A 19,024-nucleotide genomic window follows, 5' to 3' on the forward strand; every position below is an offset into this window, starting at 1 on the left:
TTTTAGACTTATTAATTTTTTTGCTTTTTTAGTAATTAAAAGAAAAATTAGCAACATAAAAAAATTAGGATATCTATAAAGAATTATGAAAATTCTTTTGATACCCTAATTTAAGATATATGTTTTTGTTCCCTTGTTATTTTTTGTTAATGTTTATTATTTACCAATTCTGTTATCTGCTAGTAAAGCTACAAGTCTTAGTAAATAAAATAACATCATAATTAGATTGATTAAGATTTGGAATCCTATAAATAACCCCATTTTAGCATTCATACCTTCTTCAACATAGAACTTGTCCATATTTTGAGCTAATCATAAATCATAAGCTAAAAATAATACAGCCATTAGAATTCCAATTACTGAAACTACAATAGCAATTGTTCTATAAGCTTCTCCAACTAAGAAGATACTTGCAATAATAAGTCCCATCATAGCAATGAATCCAAAAATACTTGCTACCATTACAATTTTTGAGAATGTTACAAATGCTTTTAAACTCATTAATTTTACAACTGCAAATGTACCAATAAATATTAAACCAACTATTCCAAACACAGACATAATTAGTAATAAACCTTGGTTTTCAAATTGTTGTTGTAAATATGCAAATAGAGATCCAAACCCTATTCCATATGCAGTTGTATATATTAATATGGTGATTAGACCAAATGCTAAGGATGCTTTATGAACTCTAAAAGCTCAAATCATAGACATGATTGAACCTACAATAATTCCCACTGAAGCAAAACTTAATAACATCACTTGAGAAATTTCATTACCCAATGGTAGAAAGACTGCATATTCTAAAATGAAACCGATTGCAGCAACATATAGAAATCCTAAACCTGCAGTTAGCATACCAATGTTTAAAACTGACATTTGTTTTTTGTTATATTTTAATTTAGTGGTTTTGTAGCCTTCAACATGATATGCATTATTGTTAGATGATGCAAAATAACCTTTATTCATCATGTTAAAACCCTTCCTTTTTTTATAATCTATATTATATAACTTATATTACTTTAATCAAACTATCAAGGATATTTGAATGCTTATATAGCATTAAACAAATAAAAACTTTAATTTATAAAAATAAAAAAAATTGGAACCTTAGTTCCAATTTCATTTATGTAATTTGTTTAAGTATAACAACTATTTTTTAGCTGCAGGTTTCTTTGCTGCTGGTTTTTTCTCAGCAGGTTTTTTAGCAGCAGTTGTTTTTGAAGTTGCAGGTTTACTTGCAGTTTTAGCTGTTGAAGATTTTTCTTTAGAAGCAGATTCTGTTGTTGTAGTTGTTTTTTCTTTAACAGCTTCTACTTTTCCTTCTTCACCTTTATTTTTAATACAAGCAACACCTGGTAATTCAACACCAGAGAAGAATTCTAATGAAGCTCCACCACCTGTTGAAATGTGAGAGAAGCTATGAGTTACTCCACACTTAGCAGCAGCTGCAGCAGAGTCACCACCACCAATTACAGAATAACATCCTTTTTTAGCAGTGATTTTTGCAATGTACTTACAAACTTTTAAAGTACCTTTGTTGAAAGCATCATTTTCAAATACACCTAAAGGTCCATTTCAAATAACAGTTTCAGCAAGTTTTAATTCTTTCTTAAATAATTTGATTGTTTTTTTACCAACATCAAATCCAGCTAAATCAGCAGGGAATTGTTCCATGTCATATCTTTTACCTTTAGCAGCTTTAATACTATCAGCAACAACTGCATCTACAGGTAAAACAATTTTGTTACCAAATTCAGAAAGTAATTCTTTAGTTAATTCTAATTGATCATCTTCATATAAAGATTTTCCAATTTCAAATCCTTTAGCTTTTAAGAAAATAAAAGCCATTCCACCACCAATTAAAATTTTGTCTGCAAATTTTCCAATATTTTTAATTGAAGGAACTTTATCTGAAACTTTTGCACCACCAAAGATAGCCACTACTGGTTTTCTAGGATTTACAACAGCTTTTGATAATTTTGCTAATTCTTTATTTACTAAGAACCCAATTGCAGATTCTTTAATGTTTTTAGCAATTCCAACATTTGAAGCATGTGCTCTATGACTTGTTCCAAAAGCATCATTTACAAAAATATCAGCTAATGAAGCTCAGAATTTACCAAGAGATGGATCATTCTTAGATTCTAGTTTTACAACTTCACCTTTTTCATTAACATCAGCATATCTTGTGTTTTCTAAAAGAAGTAATGAACCTTCTTCCATTCCATCAATAATTTTAGGTAAGTCTTTGTTTCTATTATTTTCTTCAAATAAAACAGTTTTACCAAGTAATCTGTTTTTTAAAGCTTTATGAACAACTTTTAAACTTTTTTTACCACTTGAAATATCTTCAAGAGTTTTTACTCTACTTAAGTGAGATAAAACAATTAGTTTTACACCCTTATCTAATAAATAGTTAATTGTTTGTAAAGCAGCATCAATTCTTGTGTAATCTGTAATTTCTCCAGATGTTTTATTAATTGGAACATTGAAATCACATCTTAAAATTACTTTTTTACCTTTTAAATCTGTTAGGTCAGTAACAATTTTTTTATTATATTCCATTATTAAATATCCCTAAAAATTATTATTTAAGATTCCCAAAGTATTCTAATACTCTTACAAATTGAGCAACATAAGAGTATTCATTGTCATATCAAGTAAATAATTTGAAAGTTTTCTTTCCATTAGTTTCTAATTCCATTGATAAACCTGGATCAAAAATTGAACCATGAGTATTTCCAATAATATCTGTAGAAACAATTGGATCTTCACAATATTCTAATGTTTCATTAGCAGCTTTTTTCATAGCCTTGTGAATTTCTTCAACAGTTGTATCTTTTTCTAATTCAACAGTAATGTCTACTAATGAACCAGTAATAGTTGGAACTCTTAATGCCATACCATGCATTTTTTTGTTAAGTTCAGGTAAAACTAAACCAATTGCTTTTGCAGCTCCAGTAGATGTTGGAACAATAGACATTGCAGCAGCTCTTGCTCTTCTTAAATCAGAGTGAGGTGCATCTTGTAATCTTTGATCAGCAGTATATGAGTGGATTGTGTTCATGAATCCTCATTTAATACCAAATTCTTTACTTAATACATTTGCAACTGGTGCTAATGCATTTGTAGTACATGATGCTGCTGAAACAATTTTGTCAGTAGCTTTAAGTGTTTGGTGGTTTACGTTGTAAACAACTGTAGGAATGTTTCCTTTAGCAGGAGCAGAGATAATTACTTTTTTAGCTCCAGCTTTTAAGTGCTTAGATGCACCTTCTTCATCAACAAATCTACCAGTAGATTCTACAACAATATCAACACCTAATTTTGCTCAAGGTAAGTTAGCTGGATCTTTTTCAGCTAAGATTGGGATTTTCTTTCCATCAATGATTAAATTGTTATTTTCATCATATGATAACTTCCCTTTAAATGTTCTATGAGCCGTGTCATATTTTAATAAGTGACATAATGTTTTAGCATCAGTCAAGTCATTAATTGCAACAATTTCAACGTTCTTACAAACATCAAAAATTCTTCTTAGTGCTAGTCTACCAATACGACCAAAACCATTAATTGCAACTTTTATCATAAATTTCCTCCATGGGTATAAATAAATCCCAAAACTAATTATAAAACAAATGATTATTAGTAACCATTTAATGTAATAAAAATTTTTATTTCTTTCATTTTTTTATAGACATAGTATTAGCAAACAATTTAAAATAGTTTGATTTTTTTTATGTAGTTAGTTCATTGATTTTTAATGTTTTAAGTTTTGAAGAATATTTAAAAAATAAGAAGTATTAAAAATAGCTTTTTACAAAATTTGTAAAAAGCACTAATTATATAAATTATCAAGTGACTATTTTATCTACTATTTCTTGTTGTTCACTAGCAGTTTTTCTTAAATAAATTCTAGTAGTTTCAATGGATTCATGACCCATTAAATCTGCTAGCAAAGAGATGTCATTATACTTTTCTAAAAAGTTTTTAGCAAATCTATGTCTAAAAGAATGAGGATAAACAACACTGGGATTTAATTTGTATTTAATTGCATAGTTTTTTAATTGTTGTGAAATTCCCCTAGCAGTTATAAGTTTTCCATATCTATTTAAAAAGATGTAACCACTTTCTAAATTAAGTTTTTTTAGTCACTCAGTGGCTTCTATTCTTAGATTTCTAGGAATGTATATTCTTCTAATTTTCCCACCCTTTGTATAGATATCTATATAACCTAAGTGTACATGTTCTACTTTAATTTTTATTAATTCGCTAACCCTTGCACCAGTTGCAGCCAGAAATCTAACAATGAAATACCATTCTTTATTCTTTTCTTTTTTTAATTTAGTTTTTAAAAAATTATAATCTGCATCTGAAATTACATTTTCTAAAAATAGTCTTTGTTGTACTTTTACTGATTTTAATTTCAGATGACCTAAGTTTATGAAATCCAAGTAATTATTAATTGCTTGGATTTTTAAATTTATAGTTCTAGCTTTAAAAGTTTCAATCATATTAGCTTTTCATAACAATAGATTGTTTTTATCTATTTTATCTTTATTAACAATATATTGATTAACTGCAGTGCAGTAAGCATCTATTGTGTTTTTAGATAAATTTTGTTGTATTAGATAAGTTTTAAATTCTTTAATCATCATCAACCCCTCCATAAAACTTATATAAATACACTATACATAAAGTAAAGATAACTGTTATTATGAGAAGATCAATGATGGTGAACCCCACAAGATAGAGGTTCCCTTTGAAATACCAAACAATTGAACTTGAGTGAGATTAAAGAATTTAGGTATATTTGGTATGGGTCAAACAATATTGACAAAAGATATGATTGATTGTGGGGATCCTGTCTATAGTGCAACCATTGAAGATAAACCATTAGGTTACATACAAAAAGAAAAAAATAAAATAAATTTAAAATTAAATGATTTTGTTATTCCAGCAAGAGGAGCATCTATTGGCAAAATTACTTTAATAAAAGATGAAACTGCAACTTGTACACAAACAACAATGTATATGAAACCATTTAGTATTGTGAATAGCAAATTTTTATTTTTTTTATTTAAATCCATTGAATCCTACTTATTTCAAAGTTCAGGTTCTGCACAACCACAAATTACTGTTAATGAAACAATTGAAAAATTAATTCCAATTCCACCATCAAACGAACAAAATTCTATATATCAAAAAATAATAATTCTTAACAAAAGTGTTGATGAATATGATGAATTAAATATTAATTTAATTAATCTAGATAAAATTTTTAAATTAAATTTAAAAAAATCTATTATTCAATATGCAATTGAAGGTAAATTAGTTAAACAAGATCTGAATAGTGAAACAGTAAGTGAATTAGTTAAAAAAATATCTGAAGAAAAACAAAAATTGATATCTGAAGGAAAAATTAAAAAAGATAAAAATGAAAGTTTTATTTTTGAGGATAATAATTGCTATTATGAGAAGATAAATAATGGAAAACCCCAAAATATAGAGGTTCCTTTTGAAATTCCTGAAAATTGATCATGAGTTAGATTAAAAACTATTTCAGAAATTTATAATGGTAACAGCATAAGTAAAGAAGAAAAAGAAAAGAAATACACGAAATGCTCAGGTTACGATTATATTGGAACTAAAGATATAAACTTTGATTTTTCTATTAATTATGACAATGGTGTTTATATACCATTAAATGAAAAAAATTTTAAAATTGCACCGAAAAATAAAATTTTATTATGTATAGAGGGTGGAAGTGCTGGTAAAAAAATTGGTATTACAAGTAAAGATGTTTGTTTTGGTAATAAGTTAGTGTGTATTAATGACTTTCTTTCTAACAATCTATATTTGTTTTATTTTCTTCAGTCTTATTATTTTAAAAACATTTTTAATCAGTTAACAACAGGAATCATTGGAGGCATTTCAATTCAAAACTTAAAAAATATCATGATTCCTTTACCACCAAAAAGAGAGTGTGAAAAAATTATTAAAATTACACATAAAATCATTTCTCTGCTACGCTAGTTTTTTTAAAAATCACTAAGCGTTTTATAAATAATTAAAATAATTATTTATTAAAAAATATGTTATTAACAATATAAAATAAATTTTGTTTTTAAAATTCAAATATTGTAAAACCATTTTAAGTTAAGCAATCGAATTAATTAATGAATGTATTTTAGATATTGATTTTATTATTCTTCTTTGTTCATTAATGGGTGGCAAAGATACCAACATATTAATCATTTTTTCTTTATTTATTGTACTACCCTTTATTGCACTTGTTTTTTCTATAAAAGAAACAAAGGTACCCAATGTATAAAACAGAAAGTCACGAATAGCATAATCTTTATCATAATATGGATTAATTGTAACAATTGCTTCATTATGAACTGCATCTATTTCTAAAATACTTGTTCTTCCTATAGTTAATTTAAAACTCATTAATAAAGATTCTTTTTTTGAAATTCTTGTAAACTCATTTTTAAATGCTTCATTTGTTATATATTCTTTTGTAGAAAAAATTTTACCTAAGTCTTTCATGTCAGAAATAGTTACTCAATTAATATCATTAGAATTCCAATTGGTATTAATTGATCTTTTAGGTGTTTTCCCCAATATCAATTCACAAATATTAGACAGCTTTATTCAATGTCAAGTTTTCGGAATACCAAAAGGAACATCTATCTTTTTAGGTTCAAAATTGCTTACCTTCTCATAATAGCAATTATTGTCTTTAAAAATGTAACTTTCATTTTTATCTTTTTTAATTTTTCCTTCAGATATTAATTTTTGTTTTTCTTCATATATTTTTTTTACTAATTCACTTGCTGGTTCATCATTTAGATTTTGTTTAACTAATTTACCTTCAATTGCATATTTAAATATAGAATTTTTCAAAGATAATTTAAATTTTTGATCTAGAGTTTGTAGTTTGTTTTTTAACTCTGAATATTTTTCTATAAAAGAGCTTATTTGTCCAATAAAATTCACAATCTTATTTTGTGTAAAAATTGGTGGGCAAGGAATTAAAAATTCCTTTATTAAATCCATTGAAATATTATCATTTGTACTTGTTTTAGAATTATTTATAATTGAAATAATATAACTTGAATTCAATACATGATGCAAAAATTTGGAATTTAAAATAATTGAAGTTATTTTGGCAATTCTTTGATTTATATATGAATCTTCATTAATGTATTCAATTATGCAGTTTTTACCAACTGTTCCACCAGTCATACACATTAATATATCATTAAGTTCAATTTTGTAAGGGTCAAGCCGACTGAAATATTTTGTCCTCTTTATTTCATTTTCTAAAATACCTTTGTCATCAAAATCAGAAATTCTAACCACTCTTATCCCATGTGAAAGAAACAAATTACTTTCAAAAGCATACCCTCCATTTAAATTAGATATATTTTTTAATCTCACTCAAGTTCAATTGTTTGGTATTTCAAAGGGAACCTCTATCTTGTGGGGTTCACCATCATTGATCTTCTCATAATAACAGTTATCTTCACCTTTAAAAATGTAGCTTTCATTTTTATCTTTTTTAATTTTTCCTTCAGCAATTAATTTTTTCTTTTCTTCATATATTTTTTTTACTAATTCACTTGCCGGTTCATCATTTGGATCTTGTTTAACTAATTTCCCCTGAATAGCTAATTGAAGTATGGATTTTCTTAATTGTTCCCCTGTCATAATTAATTAGTTACTTTCCTCATCTAATATTTTTAATATTTCATCCACTGTTGTTTTTATATCACTTTCAAGCCTAGATCTCTCTTCACGATATTTAGCAATTAATTCTCTAGGTTCTAGTATTTCTTCCTCAATTTGTGGAAAACTACACAAATTTAAATCATAATTTCTTTTTTTTAATTCTTCTTTTGTATATTTTTTGGCTTTAAAGTTTCCATCAACTTCTATTTCTTCCCTATTATTTCATCACTCAATAACAGGATTAAAATGTTCTATTTTAATTGGCTTAGTTTTAGAAAAATTTTTATATCCTTCTGGCATGTCCATTCTATAAAACCATGTTTCCTCAGTTGGTTTTGTATTTTCAAAAAACAAGATATTAGTATTAATTGTTGTATAAGGAGAAAAAACACTATGAGGCAATCTAATAACTGTATGAAGATTAAATTCATTTAATAATTTTTCTTTAATTGCAACTTTTGCATTACTAGTATCAAACAAAAAACCATCAGGAATAATTGCTGCACATCTTCCATTCTTTTTAAGTCTATACATCATTAAAATAATAAATAAATCTGCTGTTTCACTACTTCTTAATGTACTAGGAAAATTATTTTTAATGGCTTCTTTTTCAGAACCTCCATAAGGAGGGTTCATTAAAATTATTTCAAATTTATCACTTTCTTTATAATCTCTAACATTTTTCTCTAAAGAGTTTGTATGAAAAATTTTAGGTTCATCTACATCGTGTAACAGTACATTTGTAATACACAATAGATATGGTAATGGCTTCTTTTCAATTCCATAAATTGAATTATTATACATTACATTATCTTCGGTTGTTTTACTATTCTTTTCTAAATGATTTAATGCAGAAGTTAAAAAACCACCTGTTCCACAGGCAAAATCTGCAACTCTTTCACCTAACTTTGGATCAATCATTTTAACAATAAAATCAGTTAAAGCGCGAGGTGTATAAAATTCTCCTGCATTACCTGCACTTTGTAAACTTTTCAAAATTGTTTCATAAATTTCACCAAATTCATGTCTTTCTTTGTATTTGGTGAAATCAATTTCATTAATAACATTAATAACTTGTCTTAAAAATATTCCATCCTTCATGTAATTTGCTGCATCTTCAAATACGTATTTTACAATTTTTTGTCTTAATGGAGTTTCAGTACTAATTTGTAAATTTTTTAAAGTAGGAAATAAATCATTATTAACTAACTTAAGTAAATCATCACCAGTTAAAACATTATTGCTACGATTGTCTATTGCTCAGTTCCGTCATTGCAAATGTTCAGGAATAATGCTTTGGTAATCCTTAGATAATATTTTCCATTCTTGTTCTTTAGAATCATAAACTTTTAAAAAGAACATCCAAGTCATTTGACTAATTCTTTGGGCATCACCGTCAACACCCGGATCTTTTCTCATTATATCTTGAATCCTTTTAACTAAATTACTAACTGCCATTTTTTTCTCCTTTAATTTTGATTAACTATATAAAGCATTGTGGATATCATTTACTGCATCAGTATAATTATTTTTCCCACCAAAAATTTCAATAACCTCTATAATGGATCATTTATTATTAATCTCCTTCAATTTAAGATTATTTTCATCTGCAAAATCTTGTAAATTACCATTTGAATATTGTTCCAATAAAACTTCTAATATTTTTCTTCTTTCTTCAGGTTGTTGATCTAGAATTTCAATAACTTTTGGTTTGTTTGCTCTTTCTTTTCTAGTTATTGGTTTCATTCCATAAGCAATTTTACAAAGTAAATCAAAATCATCAACACTAGAATCAGAATTAAACAATTCTCTTATTTTTTTAATAAAAAAACCTTTATTTTCCAATTCATTTAAGATTATTACTCTTTTGTCTTTATCCTTTCAAAAATTCAAAAAATCATTATATTGACCAAACTCTTTTAATATATAATCTCTCGCATCAACTTCAAATAATTTAAAGTCTTGTGTTATGATTTTACCTTCTTCATCATAGTATTGTTTAATTTCAGAAACTAGCTTTACTTCTTCACTATTAACATAAATTTTCTTTCTTGTTTCAATCCCATCTTCTGTGTCATCGATTTCATCTTCAGGAAAATTATAAGTAAAACCATCACCTGTAAAATCTTTTAAATCATAATCTAAGCTTTTTATTTCTGGACCATTAAATTTTTCATCAGCAAAAAATCTAGAAGCCCCATTAAAATCAAGAATAGTAAAATATAACTTATTTTTATCTTCTTGAATTCTAGTCCCTCTCCCTATAATTTGTTTAAATTCAGTCATGCCATTTTCGCCAAAATTGTTGTCCAAAACAATAACTTTACATGTTCTGCAATTAACACCAGTAGTTAACAATTTTGAAGTTGTAACAATTGTTGGGTAGTCTAAATCATCATCACAAAAATTTTCCGATTCTCCTTTTCCTGTTGATTCATCACCAGTTATACGCATTACATACCTGCTATCTTTTGCACATAAATCTGAGTTTTCATTCGCTAAAGCTCTACGCATTCTTTCAGCGTGTTCAATATCCACACAAAAAACTATTGTTTTTTTATTTCTATCTGTTTTCTTCAAAAAATCTGTTATACACTTGGCTACCAATTTATCTCTTTCTTCTATAACAATTTTTGTATTAATATCTCTAGGATTATAGAACCTATCTTCTACCAAATTTCCCTCTACATCCAATTTACCTTTTTCAGGTCTATAACCAAAACTGTCAATATTTGTATTAAATCTAATAACTTCAAATGGAGCTAAGTAGCCATCATTTATCCCATCTTTAAGTGAGTAAGTATAAATAGGTTCTCCAAAATAATCTATATTTGATATTTCACTAGTTTCTTTTGGGGTAGCAGTCATACCAATTTTTGTAGCAGAATCAAAATATTCTAATATTTTTCTTCAATTAGAATCATTTCTCGCACTTCCTCTATGACATTCATCAACAATTATTAAATCAAAAAAATCAGGCTTAAAACTTCGTTTCAAAAGTTCTAAATTATCTTCTTCATTCGATTCACTTAATTGTTGGTATAAAGATAAGTAAATTTGATAAGAAGTGTCCATATTTCTTTTTTCAATTTTATATAAACTATTTTTAAAAGGTTTAAAGTCTCCAGCAATAGTTTGGTCTATCAAAATATTTCTATCTGCTAAATATAAGATTTTCTTTTTTATTCCCGATTTCCACAAACGCCAAATTATTTGGAAAGCAACATAAGTTTTACCTGTTCCAGTAGCTAAAACTAATAACAATTTATTCTTACCTTTAGCAACTTCTTCAACTGTTTTATTTATTGCAACTCTTTGATAGTAACGTGGTGGATGGTGTTTCTTCACCAGAATGATATTGAGTTTCAATAATTTTTTTAAGATTTGGGAATAACTCAAATTCTTCTTTATATTTTTTGTTATATAGTTCCTCAGGTGAAGGAAAATTGTCCATTGGAATAATAACTTCAGTTCCTTTTTCTAAATCACAAAATGAAAAACCTTTACCATTAGAGCTAAAAGCAAATCTAATATTTAATCTTTCTGCATAATCTTTTGCTTGCTGCATACCATAACTTATAGAATAAGATCCGCTTTTTGCTTCGACTACAGCTAAAGGTAAGTTGTCTTTATAAAAAAGAACATAGTCTGCTTTTTTAGGGTTTTCTCTTTTTGCTTTTCCTTCATGAATTATGATTTTCCCTTTAGTTAAATATTCCATTCTAATTTGGTTTTTCAATCATCCAGCTTTTTCAAGTGCTGGTGTAATATAGTTGTATTTAACTTCTTCTTCATTTAGTTTTGTTTTAGAACCACTCATTTGTTAACTCCATAAAATAGATATATTTAGAAATTTTCACTACTTTTAATTTTAATAAAAGACTTACTAATTTGATTTTCATTTTTAATTATTTTTACAAACCAACCATTCACACCCATTCATAAAATAAAAAAGATTCCGGCACCCATATGAAGTGCCGGAATCTCATAAAAAATATAAATGGGGCGGTTAACGGGAATTGAACCCGCGTGTGTCTGAGTCACAGTCAGATGTGTTAGCCGCTTCACCATAACCGCCATACTTAAAAATTATACATAATTATTAACCTTTTTAAATAAGGTTTATTAATAAATTAATTGATTATGTATAATTTTTTAATATTTAAAAGATAATATTGATTATTCATTAATATTATCTTTTATTGGACCACCACCTAAACAAACTCCCTTTTGATAAGCTACTATATATTGACCAGGAGAGATAACTTCAGGTGAATCAAACTCAAATTGAACTACATTATCTTTTAAGATTTTAAAGTGTCCATTAATTTTGTTCTTACTATGTCTAATTCTAATTTCAACTTTGTTATTATTTGGAACATAACCAATCCAATTAAAATAACTACAAGTTGCAACTACTGAACTTAAGTTCTTAAGTTTTGATTCATTAGAAGTTACATACAAAATATTATTAGATATATCTTTTTTACAAACAAAGTATCTTGAACTATTACCACCTAAATTCAATCCTTTTCTTTGTCCTATTGTATAGAAGTGGATTCCTTCATGGGTTCCTACTTCTTTTGAAGTATCAATATCAATAATCTTTCCAGGTTTTTTATCTATGTAGTTATGTAAAAAGTTTTTAAAGTTTCTTTCCCCAATAAAACAAATACCAGTTGAGTCTTTTTTATCCCAATTATCTAAGCCTATTTTATTAGCTATTTCTCTAACTTCTTTTTTAGTTAAATCTGCTAAAGGAAAAATAGATTTAGATAATTGTGACTGATTTAAAGAACATAAAAAATATGTTTGATCTTTTTCTATATCTTTTGCTTCTAGCAATTCATAAATATTATTTGCTTGATTAAACCTTACATCTGCATAATGTCCAGTTGCTATATAATCACAATCAAAATTTTCAAAGCAATATTTATGAAATGCTCCAAACTTAATATATTTATTACATAAAATATCTGGATTTGGTGTTAACCCTTTTTTATATTCATCTAAAAATGGTTCAAACACCATATCTCAGTATTCTTTAATAAAATTTATTCTTTCAAGTTTAATTCCTAATCTTTGACAAACTTTACTTGCTATTTGATAATCATATTCAGCTTCACAAGTATCTAGTTTGCTTTTGATAGCATCATTATTAGATTCTTTATTAATGTATGGGTCTCAGTTTTGCATGAAAACACCCATTACATCATATCCTCTAAGCTTTAATAAATATGCAGATACTGAAGAATCTACACCACCTGAAATTCCTACAATTACTTTTTTCATATCTAAATAAATATAACATAAAAATAAAAGATACACTCTTTATCCCAAAGAGTGTATCTAAATCTACTCACTTTTGCTACCATTCTAGGTAACTTTTGCACAATACCAATCATCTAAATATAGATATCGCTGAAATTTCACTAAAAAGTTTAAAGCATGTATTATGAATATGCAGAATCTTTAATTAAACAAGTAATCAACAAACTTAATAACCCTACTTCATGACTCATCAGGTGGCCCTTATCATTTTTAATCATATCCCATAAAGGTTTATCCGGCCAAGAATAGTCTTTATGTTCAATAACCATTATATGACACCAACTCTGCCCGACACAGAATCAGCGAATCATCAATCCATAGTTTTAAATCATTCATTAACTAATTATTCTTTTAAATCATCAGCCACTAAGTCATCAGGTTACTTAGCTTTTTATTCTTTTGACTAAAAATAAAAATTAGCGAAAAGCGCAACATCTAGTTCAAATAATTTTAAACCTTATCGCGCAATATAATTAGAGCACGTTTTTTTAAATTTTTAAAAAAAATTAAAAAAATTTTAATAATTTTTTATATTTTCTTTATTTTAAAAGTTTTTTACTTATTAAAAAATATAAGAATTGGTGAAGAAAAAAGAAAGAAATTGGAAAGATTTAGTGAAGATTTTGGAAAGAATTAGGAAAGAAAAAATTTTCACTAACTAAATAAAATTATTTGTGGATAGTTGATCTATCCAAAAAAATTTAGTAATAGATGATTATTATTACAAAATTAATAATTTAATTTATTGTATATTGCTTAAATGCAATGTCATCTTATTATTCTTTCAAAAACACGAAATAAATTAGGAGGTACTTTAATGAATAAAAATAAGGATATGCTAAAATTAGTAGTAGATTTAGCAAAAAAAGTTACAAATGTTGAATTTGAAGATCTTCAATTAAATGAAGATAAAAAAGCAGGTTCAGTTTTTGTGAAATTTGAATTGGAGCAAGACATGAGCGAAAAAATCACTTTAGCTTTAGTTTATAAAGAACTTAAAGAAATGAGAACAGAATTTAGAACTGATATTTCAGAACTAAAAACTGATGTTGCTCAACTGAAAGTTGATGTAGCTGAGCTAAAAACTGATGTTGCTCAACTAAAAGTTGATGTGGCAGCAATCAAAGCTTGCCCTACTATTCAAAAGGAATTAAAACTTGCTCAATAATTAAATATTAAATAATCATAGAAAAACAATTACTAAATTTGAAAAGCTGGATTTCAAAATCCGGTTTTTTTATTATCACTAACAAAATATATAATTATTCTTTTATTGAACTAATGGTTTTATATAGTTGCAAGTATAAACGTTTAAAATCAAAGATTGAATATGATAAATCTAACTTATAGGTTTTATATAGTGGTAAGTATAAATGGTTAAAACCCATATGCTAAAATTAGTAGTAGATTTAGCAAAAAAAGTTACAAATGTTGAATTTGAAGATCTTCAATTAAATGAAGATAAAAAAGCAGGTTCAGTTTTTGTGAAATTTGAATTGGAGCAAGATATGAGTGAAAAAATCACTTTAGCTTTAGTTTATAAAGAACTTAAAGAAATGAGAACAGAATTTAGAACTGATATTTCAGAACTAAAAACTGATGTTGCTCAATTGAAAGTTGATGTAGCTGAGTTAAAAACTGATGTTGCTCAACTGAAAGTTGATGTAACTGAGTTAAAAACTGATGTTGCTCAACTAAAAGTTGATGTGGCAGCAATCAAAGCTTGCCCTACTATTCAAAAGGAATTAAAAATTGCTCAATAATTAAATATTAAATAATCATAGAAAAACAATTACTAAATTTGAAAAGCTGGATTTCAAAATCCGGTTTTTTTATTATCACTAACAAAATATATAATTATTCTTTTATTGAACTAATGGTCTTAAACAGTTGCAAGTATAAATGTTTAAAATCAAAGATTGAATATGCTAAATCTAACTTATAGGTTTTTATAGTCGTAAGTATAAATGGTTAAAACCCATATGCTAAAATTAGTAGTAGATTTAGCAAAAAAAGTTACAAATGTTGAATTTGAAGATCTTCAATTAAATGAAGATAAAAAAGCAGGTTCAGTTTTTGTGAAATTTGAATTGGAGCAAGACATGAGCGAAAAAATCACTTTAGCTTTAGTTTATAAAGAACTTAAAGAAATGAGAACAGAATTTAGAACTGATATTTCAGAACTAAAAACTGATGTTGCTCAACTGAAAGTTGATGTAGCTGAGCTAAAAACTGATGTTGCTCAACTAAAAGTTGATGTCGCAGCAATCAAAGCTTGCCCTACTATTCAAAAGGAATTAAAAATTGCTCAATAATTAAATATTAAATAATCATAGAAAAACAATTACTAAATTTGAAAAGCTGGATTTCAAAATCCGGTTTTTTTATTATCACCAAGAAAATATCTAATTATTCTTTTATTAAACTAATGGTCTTATATAGTTGCAAGTATAAATGTTTAAAATCAAAGATTGAATATGATAAATCTAACTTATAGGTTTTTATAGTGGTAAGTATAAATGGTTAAAACCCTATATGCTAAAATTAGTAGTAGATTTAGCAAAAAAAGTTACAAATGTTGAATTTGAAGATCTTCAATTAATGAAGATAAAAAAGCAGGTTCAGTTTTTGTGAAATTTGAATTGGAGCAAGATATGAGCGAAAAAATCACTTTAGCTTTAGTTTATAAAGAACTTAAAGAAATGAGAACAGAGTTTAGAACTGATATTTCAGAGCTAAAAGCTGATGTTGCTCAACTAAAAGTTGATGTCACTCAACTGAAAACCGATATGGTTGAAGTTAAAGCAGATATTGCAGCAATCAAAGCTTGTCCTACTATTCAAAAGGAATTAAAACTTGCTCAATAATTAAATATTAAATAACCATAGAAAAACCAATTACTAAATTTGAAAAGCTGGATTGAAAAATCTGGTTTTTTATTTTAATAAACAAAAAAAATACTCTTTTTAAAAGAGTATTTAATATTTGTGCTTTGCTTATAAATTAAATTTTTCTTTGAAATCCATTTGGATCTCTAACATAAATAGTGTTTGGAGAACTTGGTCTTAAACCAGCTCCTTGCCCAGGTCTATAAACTCCTGTATTTGATGGAACAGGTCTTGGCATTCCGTTTGGACCAACTGGAATTGGACCATTCATTCCATTTTGTGGTTGTTCTACTTGTTCTTCTTTAGCTGTTAAATCAACTACATTACCTGAATTGCTAGGTTGTGGTTTTACTGCATCTTTGTTATCGTTTTTAGCATTTTTAACTACTCTGTGTCTTTTGTATAAAAGATCAGATTTAATAATTCCTGATAAAACTAGTAATGGTCAAAGGATAACAACAAGTGGTAAAAACACAAATGAAGCAGGTGTAGTTAAAACAGTAAGGTTTCTTAATCCTTTATGAGCAACATCAAGTTTAGAACCATATTGACATGCTGCTATTACCGGTAATAAGAAGAAAGCAATAAAAGATAAAACTATAAATCCACCTAATAACCCTAAAGCAATATAGTCGTTAGTATATGAGTTTACTACTGCTTCAAAGATGTTTTGAGATTCAAAAGCAGATTTTATTTTATAAAAAGCTGCAAGCCCTAAAGCAATAGCTACAATTTCTATAACTAATGAAGAGATAAGCAAATCTCTGATTTTTTTAAAAATCATAATATATCCCCTTTTTTTATTTTTGTTCTATATTATTTCTAATACCTAATAATTTTATAATATTTAATATGCCTATGCAATTAGTGCAAAGGTAAACAAAGACAAATAAAATTGCTAAAGTTATTTCATAATAGAATAACTTTAGCAATTCATAAATATTGACTAATTACTTTTCTTTTTAAAAAAATTAACTTGTGGTTTACTTATTTGAAGGATTGATTTAATTGAATAAATTAAAGGAATTAATATTGTTATAAAAGTAAAAATAAAATTTAAGTAAGATAATAAACTATATTTTTTATCAACTATTTCTTTATTTTTATAGATCTTTTTAAAAAGAATAATTTCATATAGTACATAGAATAAAGTTAAAAAAGATAAAACAGTAATTAATAAAACAAATGAAGTTAAATTTTCTTTTGATCCAATATTTAAATAATCTAAAAAAGTCAAAATAGAAAATACAGCAAAAGGAATAATAAAAATAATTAGAAGTAAACAAATCACTGATAATTTAAAAATTGATTTGTAAGTATCTGCTTTTATTTTAATCTTTTCTTCATTCATTATCTATCCTTATTAATCAACTTATTTTATATTAAAACTCATCTAATGTTTTTTTAATAATACTGAACATATTCTTTTCATAAGGTGAGTGGCCTGACTCTTTAACAAAATTTGTTTCACAATTATTTAATTGTTTAGAAAGTAAGTAAGCATATTTTGGCAAACAAACCAAATCATATCTACCTTGGAAAATATATGTTTTGATATCTTTGATAACATTTGCATTATTTAATATGTAGTTATCTTCTAAAAAAGAATTATTGTATGCATAGTGTGCTTCAAGTAATGAAATCTGATAGTTGTCTTCAAAGTCACTATCAAGTTTTTTAGGTAAGTTTAAAGTACAATTTATTGTTTCTCAGTTAGCTCATAAAAAAGATGCTTTCTTTTTTAATTCCAAATCATTCCCTATAAGTACTTTATAGTAATATTCAATGTTATTGTTTCTGTATTGCTCAGGAACAAAATTTTGAAACACCTCAAAGTATTCACTATAAAATGAGTCACTACCTTTTTGATATAATCACTCTCACTCTTCTTTAGTTCCTAGAAATACTCCTCTTAAGAAAAGAGCAATAACTCTATAAGGATAATTAATTGCATAAACTAAAGATAGAGTACTTCCTCAGCTTCCACCAAAAACAATTCATTTATCTATTTGGAAATAGTTTCTAATATTTTCAATATCTTTAAGTAAAGAGAAAGTGTCATTGTTTTCTAAACTAAATTTAGGTCTACTTTTTCCACACCCTCTTTGATCAAATAAAATTACAAAATACTTATTTAAGTCAAAGAATGTATGAGACTTTTCTGAAATTCCCCCACCTGGTCCACCATGTAAAAACACCACAGGAATGCCATTAGGATTGCCCATGGCTTTGTAATATATTTGGTGATTATCACATTGAATATATCCATCTTTAAAATATGACATGTTAATTTATCCTCCTATAACATTTCAATTTTATTTGGATAAAACTCTAAAAATTCAATATTTTTAAATTTCTCTTTAATTGTCTTTATAAAAACTTTTTCAACAGAATGAGGAATTTCTAAAATAGTAAAATAGTCTTGACTGTTTTTATTTCATAAGTGTCATTTAACTTCGCTAGTAATGAAAAAATCAATTTTATCTTTTTTAATAATTGTTTCAATTTCACTTGATCCACTACCACCAACTGCTGCTATTTTAATATGTTTAGGTTTGTTATTATTTTTATCTAATTTAGAAGACAATACATTAACATATTCTATTTCCAAATTATTTTTTATTTTTTTAACTAAATCAGCAAGTGTTAGTTTACTATTTGAAACTCCAAAAAATAAGTATGGTGATTTTTTTGAACGTGAAATATTAAAACCTTTAAGTCTTTTTATAATTTGATAAGTTGTTCCTTTAGGGTTTTTATCAAAGCAAGTATGTAAACTAATTACAGAAATATTATGTTCTTCTAACTTTTGAAAAATTGATTTAATATGTTTCTTTTTTTGATCTAGTGGATCTATAAAAACAGGGTGATGACTAAGAATTAAATTTGAATTATTTTCAATTGCATAGTCAACAACATCTAAATTAATATCAAGAGAAAGAATTGGGTTTATAAGAACATTATCACTTCCAAATTCATATATTCCAGAATTATCTCATTCATCCTGAGAATCAATTTTATAAATACTATCTAATAAATAATAGAAATCTTTAACTGTCATT

The 19,024-nt window shown here is 26.3% G+C and carries 18 protein-coding genes and 1 tRNA gene; 5 read left to right on the forward strand and 14 right to left on the reverse strand.

The window, feature by feature from the left end; all coding sequences use genetic code 4:
• Window positions 1-156: 156 nt before the first annotated feature.
• From MYPE_RS04205 to MYPE_RS04220, 4 genes are all read right to left on the reverse strand, one after another.
• Window positions 157-969, reverse strand: a complete 813-nt coding sequence (locus tag MYPE_RS04205) for a Bax inhibitor-1/YccA family membrane protein (RefSeq protein WP_129374570.1) — start codon at window positions 967-969, stop codon at window positions 157-159.
• A 183-nt stretch (window positions 970-1,152) separates the two neighbouring features.
• Window positions 1,153-2,568 (reverse strand): phosphoglycerate kinase, encoded by a 1,416-nt coding sequence (locus MYPE_RS04210; RefSeq protein WP_011077638.1) that lies wholly within the window; start codon window positions 2,566-2,568, stop codon window positions 1,153-1,155.
• Window positions 2,569-2,590: 22 nt separating this feature from the next.
• Window positions 2,591-3,592: a type I glyceraldehyde-3-phosphate dehydrogenase gene (gene gap / locus MYPE_RS04215; protein WP_011077639.1), complete on the reverse strand. Its 1,002-nt coding sequence runs from the start codon at window positions 3,590-3,592 to the stop codon at window positions 2,591-2,593.
• A 262-nt stretch (window positions 3,593-3,854) separates the two neighbouring features.
• Entirely contained in the window at window positions 3,855-4,658 is an 804-nt protein-coding gene (locus MYPE_RS04220) for a tyrosine-type recombinase/integrase (protein ID WP_324293360.1), read from the reverse strand.
• A gap of 133 nt (window positions 4,659-4,791) precedes the next feature.
• On the opposite strand from MYPE_RS04220, the gene MYPE_RS05465 reads away from it, so the two are divergent.
• Window positions 4,792-6,039 carry a restriction endonuclease subunit S gene (locus MYPE_RS05465; protein ID WP_011077641.1) on the forward strand — a complete coding sequence of 416 codons (1,248 nt, stop codon included), beginning with the start codon at window positions 4,792-4,794 and terminating at the stop codon, window positions 6,037-6,039.
• A gap of 123 nt (window positions 6,040-6,162) precedes the next feature.
• On the opposite strand, the gene MYPE_RS04230 is transcribed toward MYPE_RS05465, so the two are convergent.
• The 6 genes from MYPE_RS04230 to mnmA form a co-directional block, all read right to left on the reverse strand.
• On the reverse strand, window positions 6,163-7,722 hold the full coding sequence (locus tag MYPE_RS04230) for a restriction endonuclease subunit S (protein WP_011077642.1): 1,560 nt from the start codon (window positions 7,720-7,722) through the stop codon (window positions 6,163-6,165).
• Window positions 7,723-7,728: 6 nt separating this feature from the next.
• The gene (locus tag MYPE_RS04235) at window positions 7,729-9,201 is read right to left on the reverse strand and encodes an HsdM family class I SAM-dependent methyltransferase (protein ID WP_011077643.1); all 1,473 of its coding nucleotides are present in this window, start codon (window positions 9,199-9,201) and stop codon (window positions 7,729-7,731) included.
• Between the two features lie 21 nt (window positions 9,202-9,222).
• Window positions 9,223-11,142, reverse strand: coding sequence for an EcoAI/FtnUII family type I restriction enzme subunit R (gene hsdR / locus MYPE_RS04240; RefSeq protein ID WP_407635188.1), 1,920 nt, complete (start codon window positions 11,140-11,142; stop codon window positions 9,223-9,225).
• Window positions 11,042-11,563, reverse strand: a complete 522-nt coding sequence (locus MYPE_RS05835; RefSeq protein WP_011077645.1) for a type I restriction enzyme HsdR N-terminal domain-containing protein — start codon at window positions 11,561-11,563, stop codon at window positions 11,042-11,044. The genes hsdR and MYPE_RS05835 overlap by 101 nt, the downstream gene beginning before the upstream one ends.
• A gap of 181 nt (window positions 11,564-11,744) precedes the next feature.
• A tRNA-His gene (locus MYPE_RS04245) sits at window positions 11,745-11,820 on the reverse strand.
• Window positions 11,821-11,922: 102 nt separating this feature from the next.
• Entirely contained in the window at window positions 11,923-13,035 is a 1,113-nt protein-coding gene (mnmA, locus tag MYPE_RS04250; protein ID WP_011077646.1) for a tRNA 2-thiouridine(34) synthase MnmA, read from the reverse strand.
• A gap of 856 nt (window positions 13,036-13,891) precedes the next feature.
• Between mnmA and MYPE_RS05470 the strand changes: the two genes are divergently transcribed.
• The 4 genes from MYPE_RS05470 to MYPE_RS04270 all read left to right on the forward strand — a co-directional run bounded on the left by MYPE_RS05470 (window position 13,892) and on the right by MYPE_RS04270 (window position 15,941).
• Window positions 13,892-14,242 carry a hypothetical protein gene (locus tag MYPE_RS05470; RefSeq protein WP_052270428.1) on the forward strand — a complete coding sequence of 117 codons (351 nt, stop codon included), beginning with the start codon at window positions 13,892-13,894 and terminating at the stop codon, window positions 14,240-14,242.
• 220 nt (window positions 14,243-14,462) lie between these two features.
• Window positions 14,463-14,837 carry a hypothetical protein gene (locus MYPE_RS04260; protein WP_229502217.1) on the forward strand — a complete coding sequence of 125 codons (375 nt, stop codon included), beginning with the start codon at window positions 14,463-14,465 and terminating at the stop codon, window positions 14,835-14,837.
• 219 nt (window positions 14,838-15,056) lie between these two features.
• The gene (locus tag MYPE_RS05475) at window positions 15,057-15,389 is read left to right on the forward strand and encodes a hypothetical protein (protein WP_052270429.1); all 333 of its coding nucleotides are present in this window, start codon (window positions 15,057-15,059) and stop codon (window positions 15,387-15,389) included.
• Window positions 15,390-15,593: 204 nt separating this feature from the next.
• The gene (locus tag MYPE_RS04270; RefSeq protein WP_011077651.1) at window positions 15,594-15,941 is read left to right on the forward strand and encodes a hypothetical protein; all 348 of its coding nucleotides are present in this window, start codon (window positions 15,594-15,596) and stop codon (window positions 15,939-15,941) included.
• A gap of 136 nt (window positions 15,942-16,077) precedes the next feature.
• Here the strand turns inward: MYPE_RS04270 and MYPE_RS04275 are convergent, their stop codons facing one another.
• From MYPE_RS04275 to MYPE_RS04290, 4 genes are all read right to left on the reverse strand, one after another.
• Entirely contained in the window at window positions 16,078-16,746 is a 669-nt protein-coding gene (locus tag MYPE_RS04275; protein WP_011077652.1) for a hypothetical protein, read from the reverse strand.
• A 162-nt stretch (window positions 16,747-16,908) separates the two neighbouring features.
• Complete coding sequence (locus MYPE_RS04280; protein WP_011077653.1) at window positions 16,909-17,313, reverse strand: hypothetical protein; 405 nt, start codon at window positions 17,311-17,313, stop codon at window positions 16,909-16,911.
• A gap of 31 nt (window positions 17,314-17,344) precedes the next feature.
• Entirely contained in the window at window positions 17,345-18,247 is a 903-nt protein-coding gene (pip, locus tag MYPE_RS04285; protein ID WP_011077654.1) for a prolyl aminopeptidase, read from the reverse strand.
• Between the two features lie 14 nt (window positions 18,248-18,261).
• Complete coding sequence (locus tag MYPE_RS04290; protein WP_011077655.1) at window positions 18,262-19,023, reverse strand: Nif3-like dinuclear metal center hexameric protein; 762 nt, start codon at window positions 19,021-19,023, stop codon at window positions 18,262-18,264.
• Between the last annotated feature and the right edge of the window lies 1 nt (window position 19,024).

Origin of the sequence: Malacoplasma penetrans HF-2 (assembly GCF_000011225.1) — a bacterium.
Classification (GTDB): Bacteria; Bacillota_I; Bacilli_A; order Mycoplasmatales; family Mycoplasmoidaceae; genus Malacoplasma; species Malacoplasma penetrans.